Origin of the sequence: Bacteroides sp. L008 (assembly GCF_040812255.1) — a bacterium.
Lineage (GTDB): Bacteria > Bacteroidota > Bacteroidia > Bacteroidales > Bacteroidaceae > Bacteroides > Bacteroides vicugnae.
This window is the reverse complement of sequence record NZ_JBFNXO010000001.1, coordinates 2,545,395-2,560,187: the sequence shown is the minus strand read 5'-3', so window position 1 is coordinate 2,560,187 and position 14,793 is coordinate 2,545,395. Positions and strand designations below refer to the sequence as shown.

The 14,793-nt window shown below is 42.6% G+C and carries 12 protein-coding genes; 9 read left to right on the top strand and 3 right to left on the bottom strand.

What is annotated here, in order from left to right:
• Positions 1-4 precede the first annotated feature (4 nt).
• Positions 5-823 carry a lipopolysaccharide assembly protein LapB gene (locus AB3G73_RS10245; protein WP_148364597.1) on the top strand — a complete coding sequence of 273 codons (819 nt, stop codon included), beginning with the start codon at positions 5-7 and terminating at the stop codon, positions 821-823.
• A gap of 206 nt (positions 824-1,029) precedes the next feature.
• Here the strand turns inward: AB3G73_RS10245 and recQ are convergent, their stop codons facing one another.
• The gene (gene recQ, locus AB3G73_RS10240) at positions 1,030-2,838 is read right to left on the bottom strand and encodes a DNA helicase RecQ (RefSeq protein ID WP_367744782.1); all 1,809 of its coding nucleotides are present in this window, start codon (positions 2,836-2,838) and stop codon (positions 1,030-1,032) included.
• 269 nt (positions 2,839-3,107) lie between these two features.
• Between recQ and AB3G73_RS10235 the strand changes: the two genes are divergently transcribed.
• From AB3G73_RS10235 to hisS, 8 genes are all read left to right on the top strand, one after another.
• Positions 3,108-3,572 carry an AraC family transcriptional regulator gene (locus AB3G73_RS10235; RefSeq protein ID WP_004301101.1) on the top strand — a complete coding sequence of 155 codons (465 nt, stop codon included), beginning with the start codon at positions 3,108-3,110 and terminating at the stop codon, positions 3,570-3,572.
• 95 nt (positions 3,573-3,667) lie between these two features.
• The gene (locus AB3G73_RS10230; RefSeq protein ID WP_167511743.1) at positions 3,668-5,716 is read left to right on the top strand and encodes a dihydrofolate reductase; all 2,049 of its coding nucleotides are present in this window, start codon (positions 3,668-3,670) and stop codon (positions 5,714-5,716) included.
• A 6-nt stretch (positions 5,717-5,722) separates the two neighbouring features.
• Positions 5,723-6,385: a DNA alkylation repair protein gene (locus AB3G73_RS10225; RefSeq protein ID WP_004307185.1), complete on the top strand. Its 663-nt coding sequence runs from the start codon at positions 5,723-5,725 to the stop codon at positions 6,383-6,385.
• Between the two features lie 82 nt (positions 6,386-6,467).
• Entirely contained in the window at positions 6,468-6,956 is a 489-nt protein-coding gene (locus tag AB3G73_RS10220; protein WP_148364981.1) for a Fur family transcriptional regulator, read from the top strand.
• A complete protein-coding gene (locus AB3G73_RS10215) occupies positions 6,953-8,224 on the top strand; it encodes an adenylosuccinate synthase (RefSeq protein WP_004301093.1) in 1,272 nt (423 codons plus the stop codon). Before AB3G73_RS10220 ends, AB3G73_RS10215 begins: the two co-directional genes overlap by 4 nt.
• A 149-nt stretch (positions 8,225-8,373) precedes the next feature.
• A complete protein-coding gene (locus AB3G73_RS10210; RefSeq protein WP_234132671.1) occupies positions 8,374-9,678 on the top strand; it encodes an alpha-L-fucosidase in 1,305 nt (434 codons plus the stop codon).
• A gap of 119 nt (positions 9,679-9,797) precedes the next feature.
• Positions 9,798-10,478 carry a zinc metallopeptidase gene (locus AB3G73_RS10205; protein WP_148364608.1) on the top strand — a complete coding sequence of 227 codons (681 nt, stop codon included), beginning with the start codon at positions 9,798-9,800 and terminating at the stop codon, positions 10,476-10,478.
• Between the two features lie 165 nt (positions 10,479-10,643).
• Positions 10,644-12,008 carry a histidine--tRNA ligase gene (gene hisS / locus AB3G73_RS10200; RefSeq protein ID WP_148364982.1) on the top strand — a complete coding sequence of 455 codons (1,365 nt, stop codon included), beginning with the start codon at positions 10,644-10,646 and terminating at the stop codon, positions 12,006-12,008.
• Between the two features lie 69 nt (positions 12,009-12,077).
• Here the strand turns inward: hisS and hydF are convergent, their stop codons facing one another.
• Together hydF and hydG are read right to left on the bottom strand one after the other, a co-directional pair.
• Positions 12,078-13,268, bottom strand: coding sequence for a [FeFe] hydrogenase H-cluster maturation GTPase HydF (gene hydF, locus AB3G73_RS10195; protein WP_367744770.1), 1,191 nt, complete (start codon positions 13,266-13,268; stop codon positions 12,078-12,080).
• A 92-nt stretch (positions 13,269-13,360) separates the two neighbouring features.
• Positions 13,361-14,782, bottom strand: a complete 1,422-nt coding sequence (gene hydG / locus AB3G73_RS10190; protein WP_195650261.1) for a [FeFe] hydrogenase H-cluster radical SAM maturase HydG — start codon at positions 14,780-14,782, stop codon at positions 13,361-13,363.
• Between the last annotated feature and the right edge of the window lie 11 nt (positions 14,783-14,793).

Genomic DNA, 14,793 nt, shown 5'->3' with positions numbered 1-14,793 from the left:
AACCATGGTAAGAATAATGATAGCTTTGTTTTTTTGTTTTCCGGCTGTTGCTTTTGCGCAAACTTATCAGCAATTGTCCGAAAGAGCCATTGAATGTATCGAGAAAGACAGCCTTCCCAAAGCAGAGGAACTTTTGCTTCAGGCTTTGAAGCTGGAACCGAAGAATGCCAAGAATGCGTTGCTTTTTTCTAACTTGGGATTGGTGCAGCGTCGTTTGGGTGAGTTTGACAAAGCGTTGGAGTCTTATTCTTTTGCACTGAATTTTGCTCCTTTGGCAGTTCCTATTTTACTCGACCGTGCCGCCATTTATATGGAAATGGGAAAAACAGACCGTGCTTATACCGATTATTGTCAGGTGCTTGATGAGGATAAGCAGAACAAGGAAGCTTTATTGATGCGTGCCTATATTTATGTGCTCCGCCGGGATTATCCGGCTGCGAGAATCGATTATAATCGTTTGCTGGAACTGGATCCGCAGAGTTATAGCGGTCGTCTGGGATTGGCTACTCTGGAGCAGAAAGAAGGAAAATTCCGGGAATCTCTTGAAATTCTGAATAAGATGATTACGGCCACTCCTGACGATGCGACGCTTTATATTGCCCGTGCCGACGTGGAACGCGAGATGAAGCATGAAGATCTGGCATTGGTTGATTTGGAGGAAGCGATCCGGTTGGATGCTGCCTCGGCTGATGCTTATCTGCTGCGTGGAAATATCTATCTGGCACAGAAAAAGAAAGGACTTGCCAAAGCTGACTTTGAGAAAGCCATTTCATTGGGAGTGCCTCCGGCTGATCTGCACGAACAATTGCGGCAATGCAAATGAAGTTATCAATAAGGCAACTATATCTTTCCGGTTTACATAAGTTAGAGCTTTTTGTTATAGGCATTAGTTCGTTCCACATAGGTTTCCCTTTCGTTCCACATAGGTGGAACGAAAGGGAAACCTATGTGGAACTAAAGGAAAACAGTTGTGGAACGAATAATAATTAGTCAGATGGCTCGTTAATATATACTATTAAAGAATTTCTTTTATTCTACGAACTGTCTAATCAGATTTACGAAATCCTTTCCATATTTCTTTTTCTTGTATTCTCCGATACCGCTGATTTCACCAAATTCTTCAATAGTAGTAGGGCGGGAAATACTAAGCAGGTGTAATACTTTGTCTGACAAGACGATGTAGGCGGGTAGTGCCTCCTGATCGGCCAGTTGTTTCCTCAATCCGCGTAAGGCTTCGAATAAATCCTCGTTTTCTCCCCCTTCCAGGCCGAAAGGAAGTACCTTTGCAACCACCACTTTCTTCTTTTTTCCTTTTTGAGTGGCTATTTCTTCGTGCCGGATGACTGCTAATGTCGCCTTGGCTCTTCCGAAGAGAATATCACTTCCGCTTGCCGTAATTTTAAGATGATTGTTTTCATTATAGGCTATTTCAAAGTAGCCGAGTTGCAACATTTGAAGCAAATAGTCTTGCCAGTCACGAGGAGGAATGTCGCGTCCGGCACCAAACGTTTTAAGTTCCTGATAACCTTTTCCGGTTACTTCCGCAGAATAGCTTCCACGAAGAATATCGATCAACAAGCCTGTACTGATTTGTTGTTCTGTGCGGGCGATGGCACTTAATGCCTTTTGCACAATGATTGTACCGTCAAATCGTTGAGGAGGATTTTTACAAACATCACAGTTACCGCAATCCTCTGTGGTTGTTTCTCCGAAATAGCTTAACAGAATCCTTCTCCGGCAAATATCGGATTCAGCATATTGTTGCATCCGTTGTAGTTTTTCCAGATTGATGTTCTGCTGATTGCTTTCCGAAGCAAATTTAGTGAGTAATATGAGATCTCCGAGTGAATAAAACAGGACAGTACTGCTGGGGAGGCCGTCACGTCCGGCACGGCCTATTTCCTGATAAAAACTTTCTATACTTTTGGGAAGATTATAATGTATGACCCAGCGGACGTTTGATTTATCGATCCCCATTCCGAATGCAATGGTGGCACATACCACCTGTATGCGGTCGTTGATAAAGTCATCCTGTGTTTCGTCCCGGTGTTGGGCGGATAATCCGGCATGATAGACACCGCAGCGGATACCCTGCTTTTGCAACATCTGTGCAACGGTTTCTGTCTTACTCCGGCTCATACAGTAAATAATCCCACTTTCTTTCCCGTGACGGTGAATAAATTCTAAGATAGCCTTGTTCTTTTCCTTCGCTTGAAACCCACGTTTCACAGTCAGACTGATGTTGGGGCGGTCGAAGGATGAGATGAAGACACGTGGATGGTTGAGGTGTAATTGCCGTACGATGTCTTCGCGCGTGATTTTATCCGCAGTGGCAGTTAGGGCGACAATCGGTATTTGCGGAAATTGTTGGTGGAGCACTCCCATTTGTGTGTATTCCGGACGGAAGTCATGTCCCCATTGTGAAATGCAATGCGCTTCATCAATAGCAAACAGAGAGATGTTCATATCCCGCAATAAATAATCCTTTTCTGCTAAAAGTTTTTCCGGTGAAATGTAAAGCAGCTTCAGTCGCCCCTCAATGCAGGCACGTCGCAGATGAACGTTTTCCGTTTCGTTATTACTGCTGTTCAGTGCCCCGGCTGCGATGCCGTTTGCCAGCAATGCTTCTACCTGATCTTTCATCAATGAGATGAGTGGAGAAACGACAACAGCGGTACCTTCGCAAAGCAGTGCGGGAAGTTGGTAGCAGATCGATTTCCCCCCGCCAGTAGGCATTAATACCAGTGCATCCTGCTTATTCAGGACGTGGCGGATGATTTCTTCTTGCAGCGGACGGAAACTATCGTATCCGAAATATGTCTTTAGAGTTTCTCTCATTGATGCTAATTTATCCATGCCGCAAAGGTACATTTTTCTTCGGCAATTTTCATCATGTGTAGATTTCTGTTTCTGATATGAATTATAAATAAGTTAAAGTTTCTTATTATTCGAGGCTATTCCTTCTTTTTCAAGGTTTTTGATTGTTTATTTAGAAAAAAAATGCACAAAATAATTGTGTGTTTAAAAAAAAAGTAAGACATTTGTAACATGTTATGTTGCAAATGAGCAATTATTAACAAATGAACAAACCCTAACCAGTTAATTCAATGAGTGATTTAGAGAACAAAAAAACGGAAGAAACTCCGAAAAAACGTCCCTACAATTTGAGGGAAAAGAAAGAAAAGAAGGCTGCATACAGGTCTTTAATTAGACCGGAATTGGCAGACGAGTTGTATGACAAAATCTTGAATATCATCGTTGTACAGAAGAAGTACAAGGATCCTGATTATTCAGCTAAGGACTTGGCGAAAGAATTGAAGACGAATACTCGTTACCTTTCTGCAGTAGTGAACTCACGCTTTGGTATGAACTATTCTTGCCTGTTGAATGAATACAGAGTAAAAGATGCTTTGCATTTATTGACGGACAAACGTTATGCCGACAAAAATGTGGAAGAAATTAGTGCTATGGTTGGCTTTGCAAATCGTCAATCTTTTTACGCTGCATTTTACAAAAACGTAGGTGAAACTCCTAACGGATATCGCAAAAAACATTTGGAAAATAAGAAATAATTGCGCGTTCCGAAACTGATCAAAAGGAATTACCTCTGAAAGATAAATTTTGGGGATAATTCCTTTTCTCATTTTAATTAATCAATGCTAGCATTATGAGAAAACATCTGATTTTAATGACAGTGGCCGCCACGCTTTTAACGTCGTGCGGAGGAAGTAAAACAACAACTGCTGAAGCAGGAAAATTTGATTATACAGTGGAACAATTTGCTGATTTACAGATATTGCGTTATAAGGTTCCCGGATTTGAGGAACTGACGCTGAAACAGAAGGAACTGATTTATTACCTGACAGAGGCTGCTCTGGAAGGAAGGGATATTCTGTTTGACCAGAATGGAAAATATAATTTGAGAATCCGTAGGATGCTCGAAGCAGTATATACAAACTATCAGGGAGATAAAACGACGCCTGATTTTAAAAACATGGAGGTGTATCTGAAAAGGGTATGGTTCTCCAATGGTATTCATCACCACTATGGTATGGAGAAATTTGTGCCGAACTTCTCACAGGAATTTTTGAAACAGGCCGTGCTCGGTCTGGATGCCAAGTTGCTTCCATTGGAGAAAGGGCAGACTGCCGAACAGCTTTGTGCCGAACTGTTTCCGGTGATTTTCGATCCGACGGTTATGCCGAAACGGGTAAACCAAGCGGATGGCGAAGATCTTGTGTTGACCTCTGCTTGTAATTATTATGATGGAGTGACGCAGAAAGAGGCGGAAAGTTTCTATAGCGTGCTGAAAGATCCGAAAGATGAAACACCGGTTTCTTATGGACTGAATAGTCGTTTGGTAAAAGAAAACGGGAAGTTGACAGAGAAGGTTTGGAAAGTAGGCGGGCTTTATACACAGGCAATTGAGAAGATTGTTTATTGGCTGAAGAAAGCGGAAGGTGTGGCAGAGAATGAGGCACAAAAAGCTGTTATCACCAAGCTGATCCAATTTTATGAAACCGGTGATTTGAAAGATTTTGATGAATATGCGATTCTTTGGGTGAAAGACCTTGACTCACGGATCGATTTTGTGAACGGATTTACCGAAAGTTACGGCGATCCTTTGGGGATGAAAGCGAGCTGGGAATCTTTGGTGAACTTCAAAGATCTGGAATCGACACACCGTACGGAGATTATCAGCAGTAACGCGCAATGGTTTGAAGATCATTCTCCGGTTGATAAGTCTTTTAAGAAAGAAAAGGTGAAAGGCGTATCGGCTAAAGTAATCACTGCCGCTATTCTTGCGGGTGATCTTTATCCGGCAACTGCTATTGGTATCAATCTGCCGAATGCCAACTGGATTCGTGCCCATCATGGCTCCAAATCGGTGACTATCGGAAACATAACGGATGCTTATAATAAAGCTGCTCATGGAAACGGATTCAACGAAGAATTTGTTTATAGTGATGCGGAATTACAGCTGATCGATGCTTATTCTGACTTGACGGATGAGCTTCATACAGACTTGCATGAATGTCTGGGACACGGTTCCGGCAAGTTGCTTCCGGGGGTAGATCCTGATGCATTGAAGGCTTATGGTTCTACTATCGAAGAGGCACGGGCCGATTTATTCGGATTGTATTATGTAGCCGATCCGAAGCTGGTGGAATTGGGGCTGCTCTCTTCTCCCGATGCTTATAAGGCTCAATACTATACTTATCTGATGAATGGGTTGATGACACAACTGGTACGTATTGAACCGGGAAATAGTGTTGAAGAAGCTCACATGCGCAATCGCCAGCTGATAGCCCGTTGGGTATTTGAAAAGGGGGCTGCCGATAAAGCGGTGGAACTGGTGAAAAAAGACGGAAAGACTTATGTGGTTATCAATGACTATCAGAAGGTACGTCAACTTTTCGGTGAATTATTAGCTGAAATCCAGCGCATCAAGTCGACTGGTGATTTTGAAGGTGCCCGTACATTGGTAGAAAACTATGCGGTAAAAGTGGATCCGGCTCTGCATGCAGAAGTTCTGGAACGTTATAAGAAGCTGAATCTGGCTCCTTACAAAGGCTTTGTGAATCCGAAATACGAACTGGTGACAGATGAAAACGGAACTGTTACAGATGTCACAGTTTCCTATGATGAGGGTTATGTAGAACAAATGTTGCGTTACAGCACTGATTATTCTCCGTTGCCTTCAATAAACAACTGATTTGAAATGGATATTAAAGAACAATTGAAAGATATCAAGACACAGCTCCGTCTCTCTATGAACGGGGCTGTGTCCCAAAGTATGCGTGAGAAAGGGTTGGTTTATAAACTCAATTTCGGAGTAGAACTGCCCCGCATCAAGATGATTGCCGAAAGTTATGAGAAGAATCATGACCTGGCACAGGCTCTGTGGAAAGAGGACATTCGCGAATGTAAAATTCTGGCGGGAATGCTTCAGCCGATTGAAACATTTTATCCCGAGATAGCCGACATTTGGGTAGAAAATATCCGGAATATCGAGATAGCCGAGCTGACTTGCATGAATCTCTTCCAGCATTTACCGTATGCTCCGGCCAAATCTTTTCACTGGATTGCTGACGAGCAGGAGTATATACAGACTTGTGGTTTTCTGACGGCCGCCCGTCTTCTGATGAAGAAAGGCGATATGACTGAACGCGCTTCCGGTGAATTACTCGATCAGGCGATCTGTGCCGTACATTCCGACAGTTATCACGTTCGTAACGCTGCTTTACTGGTTATCCGCAAATATATGCAGCATAGTGAAGAACATGCTTTTCAAGTATGCCGTCTGGTGGAGGGAATGGCTGATTCTACCTTGGAAGGGGAGCAGATGCTCTACAACATGGTGAAAGAAGAGACTGAAGAATAATTAACCCATTACTTATTTCTAAGAATTTCTTTTGCTTTCCGCAAAAAAGGCTTAACTTTGTTCGCGCTAATTTTGGCTGATGATGGAAACTCAAAACGTGAAAGATACAGTAAGGCAGATATTCACGGAATATCTCACGGCGAACGGGCATCGTAAGACTCCTGAACGTTACGCCATACTCGATACTATTTATTCTATCGACGGTCACTTCGATATTGACATGCTTTATTTACGGATGATGGACCAGGAGAATTTCCGGGTGAGCCGTGCAACTCTCTACAACACTATTATCCTCCTTATTAATGCACGATTGGTCATTAAGCATCAGTTCGGCACTTCTTCCCAATACGAAAAATCATATAATCGCGAGACACATCATCATCAGATATGTACTCAATGTGGTAGAGTGACCGAGTTTCAGAACGAGGAATTACAGCATGCCATTGAAAATACGAAATTGAGCCGCTTCCAGCTTTCACATTACTCCTTATATATATATGGAGTATGTAGTAAGTGCGACAGAGCTAACAAACGGAAAAAAGTAAATAACAACAATAAAAAAGAAAAATGAAAGTAGATGTTCTATTAGGATTACAATGGGGCGACGAAGGTAAAGGAAAAGTAGTCGACGTTTTAACACCTAAGTATGATGTGGTTGCTCGTTTTCAGGGCGGCCCGAATGCCGGTCACACGCTTGAGTTCGAAGGACAGAAATATGTGCTCCGCTCTATTCCTTCCGGTATTTTTCAGGGAAACAAGGTAAACATCATCGGTAACGGTGTGGTACTTGATCCCGCATTGTTTAAGGCAGAGGCAGAAGCACTTGAGGCATCAGGTCATCCGCTGAAAGAACGTTTGCACATTTCAAAGAAAGCTCATCTGATTCTTCCGACACACCGTATTCTGGATGCTGCTTATGAAGCAGCCAAAGGAGATGCCAAAGTAGGAACTACCGGCAAAGGGATCGGTCCTACTTATACGGATAAAGTGAGCCGTAACGGTGTTCGTGTAGGTGACATTCTTCATAACTTCGATCAGAAGTATGCTGCTGCGAAGGCTCGTCACGAGCAAATCCTGAAGAGTCTGAATTATGAATATGACCTGACAGAATTGGAAAAAGCATGGTTGGAAGGTATCGAATACCTGAAACAATTCCATTTTGTAGATAGCGAACATGAAGTGAATAATCTGTTGAAAGATGGTAAGAGTGTTCTTTGTGAAGGAGCTCAGGGTACTATGCTTGATATTGATTTCGGTTCATATCCGTTTGTGACTTCTTCCAATACCGTATGTGCGGGAGCCTGCACCGGACTGGGAGTGGCGCCTAACCGTATAGGTGAAGTATATGGTATTTTCAAAGCATACTGTACTCGTGTAGGAGCAGGTCCGTTCCCATCAGAACTATTTGATGAAACAGGTGACAAGATGTGTACTTTGGGACATGAATTCGGTTCTGTTACCGGACGTAAACGTCGTTGCGGATGGATCGACCTGGTAGCGCTGAAGTATTCCGTTATGATAAACGGGGTTACCAAATTGATTATGATGAAGAGCGATGTACTCGATACTTTCGAAACAATCAAAGCTTGTGTTGCTTACAAAGTGAACGGTGAAGAAATCGATTATTTCCCGTATGACATCACAGAAGGGGTAGAACCAGTGTATGCGGAACTTCCCGGCTGGCAGACGGATATGACTAAGATGCAGAGCGAAGATGAATTCCCGGAAGAATTCAACGCTTATCTGACTTTCTTGGAAGAGCAGCTTGGTGTAGAAATCAAGATTGTTTCCGTAGGACCGGACAGAGCACAGACGATCGAACGTTATACTGAAGAATAACAATTGATTAGGCACGGATTACACGGATTTCACGGTATTAATTAAAAAGAAACCGTGAAATCCGTGTAATCCGTGCCTAAAATATTTCTTCTCTGCGATAGCGCATTTACCGATTTAACCTTTTTCAAGCCTATAATAATGTACGCCTTATGAAAACACGTTTTATAACTTTCCTTTTGTTGTTCGTCATGAACTTGGGAGTATTTGCACAATCTCCCTATCAACCTGCTGAAGAGAATCTGAAAGCACGACAGGAATTTCAAGACAATAAGTTTGGCATTTTTCTTCACTGGGGGCTATATGCTATGCTCGCTTCCGGTGAGTGGACTATGTCAAATAATAATCTGAATTATAAAGAGTATGCCAAACTGGCAGGTGGATTCTATCCTTCCAAGTTTGATGCGGATAAATGGGTGGCTGCTATTAAAGCTTCGGGAGCTAAATATATCTGTTTCACTACCCGTCATCACGAAGGTTTTTCTATGTTTGATACCAAGTATTCGGATTATAACGTAGTCAAGGCCACCCCTTTTAAAAGAGATATCGTGAAAGAACTGGCAGCAGCCTGTGCCAAGCAGGGTATCAAGCTTCATTTTTATTACTCACATCTTGACTGGGCGCGTGAGGACTATCCTTGGGGACGTACAGGGCAGGGGACAGGACGTGCGAACTCGAAAGGGGATTGGAAAAGTTATTATCAATTCATGAATAATCAGTTGACGGAGTTGCTGACGAATTATGGTCCCATAGGTGCTATCTGGTTTGACGGATGGTGGGATCAGGACCAGAATGAAAAATTCGATTGGGAATTACCGGAGCAATATAGGCTGATTCATAGACTCCAGCCGGGATGTCTTATCGGTAACAATCATCACCAGACACCTTTTGAAGGTGAAGATATTCAGATTTTTGAACGTGATCTGCCCGGTGAAAATTCTGCCGGACTTTCCGGGCAAGATGTAAGCCATCTGCCGTTAGAAACTTGTGAAACAATGAATGGCATGTGGGGATATAAGATTACCGACCAGAATTATAAATCTACGAAGACATTGATTCATTATCTGGTGAAAGCAGCCGGTAAGAATGCCAATCTTTTGATGAATATCGGTCCTCAACCCGATGGAGAACTTCCTGCGGTAGCTGTGCAACGCTTGGCAGAGATGGGAGAGTGGATGAAACAATATGGCGAAACGATCTATGGAACACGAAGTGGTGTAGTTGCTCCGCATGATTGGGGAGTGACAACACAAAAAGGAAATAAACTCTATGTGCATATCCTTGACCTGAAAGACAGGGCTTTATTCCTGCCGTTGACAGACAAGAAAATTAAGAAAGCAGTCTTGTTTAAAGATCAGTCTCCGGTTCGTTTCACAAAGACGAAAGCAGGTGTTTTGCTTGAGTTTGCGGAGGTTCCGAAAGATATTGACTATGTAGTAGAACTGACAATTGACTAATTTTTAGCTAATTCTTCATAAAAGCGAGGGGAAACTATTCTGACATTGGTAGTTTCCCCTTATTTTTGGCAAACAATTTGTTTCAGAGATATAGAGTAATAATTAAAATTGAAAAGTATATGATGTCTTATTGGGTATTATTTATAGGAATCGCTGTTGTCAGTTGGCTGGTGCAGATGAATTTGCAAAACAAATTCAAGAAGTACTCTAAGATTCCTACAGGAAACGGAATGACAGGACGCGATGTTGCTTTGAAGATGTTGCATGACAATGGAATTTATGATGTACAGGTTACACATACGCCGGGACGATTGACCGACCACTACAATCCTACTAACAAAACTGTGAATTTGAGTGAAGGAGTGTATGAAAGTAACAGCATTATGGCGGCTGCCGTAGCAGCCCATGAATGTGGACACGCTGTGCAGCATGCACGTATGTACGCTCCGTTGAAAATGCGTAGTGCATTGGTTCCGGTTGTGAACTTTGCTTCTTCCATTATGACGTGGGTATTGTTGGGTGGTATCTTGCTGGTAAACTCTTTTCCGCAGTTATTGCTGGCAGGTATTATCTTGTTCGCCATGACTACCCTGTTCAGCTTTATCACGCTGCCGGTGGAAATCAATGCAAGTAAACGTGCATTGGTATGGTTGAGCTCATCCGGCATTACTAATTCGTATAATCATGCACAGGCTGAAGATGCTCTTCGTTCTGCTGCTTATACGTATGTAGTTGCTGCATTAGGTTCACTGGCTACATTGGTTTACTACATCATGATCTTCATGGGTAGAAGAGACTAAGAAATGAAAGAGGGAAAAGGCAGGTTTGCCAGCTTCCTTCTATAAAATAAAAAGAGATCCTCCGCAGTCTTTCCGAAGACTATGGAGGATTTTTTTTAGTATATGTAAGCATTGCTCGGAAATTTGCAGTAAATTTGCACAATTAAAATTATAAACAGTAATATGATGGCAGCAAAACCAAGTATTCCTAAAGGAACTCGTGACTTTTCGCCGGTAGAAATGGCGAAGCGTAATTATATATTCAATACGATTCGTGACGTATATCATTTGTATGGATTTCAGCAGATAGAGACTCCTTCGATGGAGATGCTTTCTACACTGATGGGAAAGTACGGCGATGAAGGGGATAAACTACTCTTTAAGATTCAGAATTCAGGAGATTATTTTTCCGGGATTACTGACGAAGAATTGTTAAGCCGTAATGCTGCCAAACTGGCAAGCAAATTCTGTGAGAAAGGTTTGCGTTATGATTTGACAGTACCTTTTGCCCGCTACGTGGTGATGCATCGTGATGAAATCACTTTCCCGTTCAAACGTTATCAGATTCAACCGGTATGGCGTGCCGACCGTCCGCAGAAGGGACGCTATCGTGAATTTTATCAATGCGATGCTGATGTTGTAGGAAGTGATTCATTACTGAATGAAGTGGAATTGATGCAGATTGTCGATACTGTTTTCAGTCGTTTCAATATTCGTGTATGTATTAAGATTAACAACCGTAAGATTCTTTCCGGTATCGCTGAAATTATAGGTGAATCAGATAAGATTGTCGATATTACCGTAGCGATTGATAAACTGGATAAGATCGGTTTGGATAATGTAAATGCCGAACTGAAAGAGAAGGGGATCAGTGATGAGGCTATTGCCAAGTTGCAGCCGATTATTCTTCTTAGCGGTACGAATGCGGAAAAGTTGGCAACATTGAAAAATGTATTATCAGCCAGTGAAGTAGGATTGAAGGGAGTGGAAGAAAGCGAATTTATCCTGAATACATTGGAAGCAATGGGCTTGAAGAATGAAATCGAACTTGACCTGACATTGGCTCGCGGACTGAACTATTATACAGGTGCTATCTTTGAAGTGAAAGCATTGGATGTGCAGATTGGCAGTATCACAGGAGGTGGCCGTTATGATAATCTGACCGGAGTATTCGGTATGGCAGGAGTGTCGGGAGTAGGTATCTCTTTTGGTGCAGACCGTATCTTCGACGTATTGAACCAACTCGATCTTTATCCGAAAGAAGCTGTAAATGGAACAGAAATTCTGTTTATCAACTTCGGTGAAAAGGAGGCAGCTTTCTCTATGGCAATTCTGGCTAAAGTGCGTGCTGCAGGTATTCGTGCAGAGATTTTCCCGGATGCATCCAAGATGAAGAAACAGATGAGTTATGCCAATGCAAAGAATATTCCGTTTGTAGCTATTGTCGGTGAGAATGAAATGAACGAAGGCAAAGCAATGCTGAAGAATATGGAGACAGGAGAACAGAATCTTGTTTCAGCAGAGGAGCTGATTGCTGTTGTGAAGAAATAAGCAGTTAATAATTTACTATATATTGTGAGAGTTCGGTATTACACCGGACTCTCTTTTTTTGACTGGGATTTAATACTTTATTTGATCTAGTATGCCATTGAGGAAAGCAATTGCCACTCCATAATTCGTCATAGGAATATGTTGCTCCCGCGCGCGTTCAATACGGCTAAGTACGTATTTACGATTGAACATACATGCTCCGCAATGGATAACGAGAGAGTAAGGAGTCAGGTCCTGTGGAAAGTCGGTTCCGGCTACCATATCAATTTGCAGATTCTCTCCAATTCGTTTCCGTAACAAACGGGGAAGTTTCACTCTTCCTATATCTTCTGAAAGGGGAGCGTGTGTACAAGCTTCCGCTATCAGTACACGTGACGATTCCGTTAGTCCTTCAATGGCAGTTGCACTTTCTACATAATAATGAATATCACCTTTATATCCAGCGAAAAGCACAGAGAAAGAGGTTAGTTCACTTTCCTTTGGCTTCTGTTCATAAATAGTTTTGAAGACCTGTGAATCGGTGACGATTAATTTCGGGGGACGGGCAAGAGCTTGCAGGGTTGCCGAAAATTTGTCAGTGGTACAAGTCACTACGAGACATTTCTTATCCAACAATTCGCGGATAGTCTGCACTTGGGGCAGAATCAGTCTGCCTTTAGGAGCCTGAATATCCTGCGGCATGACCAGAAGTACAAGGTCGTTTTCTGTAACAAGCTCCCCGGTGATACTCTGTTGACCGAAATCTGAAGGTAGTTTTTCGAGAATGGCTTGCCGGATCTGTTCAATTCCTGTCTTTTCTTTGGCACTGATAAGTAATGGGCGTATTTTACATTCTTTCTCAATATACGTAGCTAAGCTATCGCTATTTTCTCGTATATCTATTTTATTCAATATCGGAATGACAGGGATATTTTTCTCTTTCAATAATGCCAGCATCTCCTTTTCATGAGAAAAAGTAGTGTCTCCACATAGTAGCAATGCAATATCCGTTTTCTCGATAGCCTTTAAAGTCCGGCTGATACGCAGCTCCCCCAGTTCTCCCTCATCATCGAACCCCGGAGTATCTATAAACAAACACGGACCAATACCTTGAATTTCCATAGCTTTGGATACAAGGTCGGTAGTCGTTCCCGGAGTATTTGAAACGAGGGCGGTGTCCTGTCCTGTCAATGCATTGATAAGAGAAGATTTACCACAGTTTCGTCTACCGAAAAGGGCTATATGAAGTCTGTTTGCATTTGGAGTATCTGTTAAGTTCATAATTAATAATTTTTTAATGTGCAAATGTGCCAATTGGCTGCGCATGAATGAACTAATTGACATATTAGCACATTGACACATTGGCGTATTATTTAAAATCTAAAATCTCTTTGCCCTGCGGCTATGGCTTTGAGGTTTCGGATAGCTATTTCCCTGATTTTGGGGTTGGGGATCCGGTCTGTTTCTTTTAGAATCAATTCTAATCCTTTCTGGCGGGTATCTTCGGAAGCATAATCTTCCAGATACTCTTTCAGGGTCATCAGTGCATTGGGGCCGCAACAGTTGGCTATCTGGCCGGATTTTACTAATGACATGAAACGGTCGCCTGTCCGTCCTTCCCGGTAACAGGCAGTACAGAAACTGGGGATATATCCGAGTTCGAGCAACCAGTTGACCACTTCGTCCAATGTCCGGGTATCGCTTACGTCAAATTGCGCGGAATTATGGTCGGGTAATTCTGTTTCAGCATATCCGCCTACACTGGTGCGTGAACCGCCGCTGATTTGTGAGATACCCAATTCGAGCACCTTTTTACGTGATTCTTGTGATTCACGTGTGGAAATAATCATTCCCGTATAAGGAACGGCCATACGGATAACAGCTACAATCTTACTGAATATCTCATCGGAGATTGCATTCGGAAAATCTCCCGCATCAATGTCGTCCGCCGAACAGATACGCGGCACGCTGATTGTATGAGGACCTACACCAAATTTGGCTTCCAGATGTTCGGCATGCATTAACAATCCGATAAAATCATACCGATAAGTATTCAAACCGAAAAGCACACCAATACCTACATCATCGATTCCCCCTTCCATGGCACGGTCCATCGCTTCGGTGTGATAGGCGTAATTACTCTTGGGGCCGGTGGGATGAAGTGCTTCGTAGTTGTCCTTGTGATAAGTCTCTTGGAATAAGATATACGTACCGATACCCGCCTCTTTTAATCGGCGATAATTTTCTACTGTAGTGGCTGCGATATTTACGTTTACGCGGCGGATAGCTCCGTTTTTATGTTTGATACTGTAAATCGTTTGAATAGATTCCAGAATATATTCTATCGGATTTAGTGACGGATGTTCACCCGCTTCAAGAGCGAGCCGCTTATGTCCCATATCCTGCAAGGCAATCACTTCCCGGCGAATTTCCTCCTGCGTCAGCTTCTTGCGTGCAATCGTTTTGTTTTTAGCATGATACGGACAATATACGCAACCGTTTACGCAATAGTTTGATAAATAAAGTGGTGCGAACATGACAATGCGGTTGCCGTAAAACTTCTGTTTGATTTCTTTGGCGAGATGAAAGATACGTTCTATCAGGTCAGGTTGGTTACATTCCAGCAGAACGGCTGCTTCCCGGTGCGTCAGTCCTTTGCACAGAGCAGCTTTTTCAATCAGTTGTTCAATCAGGACACGGTTATCCTTATTCTTCTGCGCATATTCCAGCGTATCCAGAATCTCTTCATGATGGATAAACTCTTCTGCTTTTGATGAATCTTTTTGGTATATCATATATTTTCTGT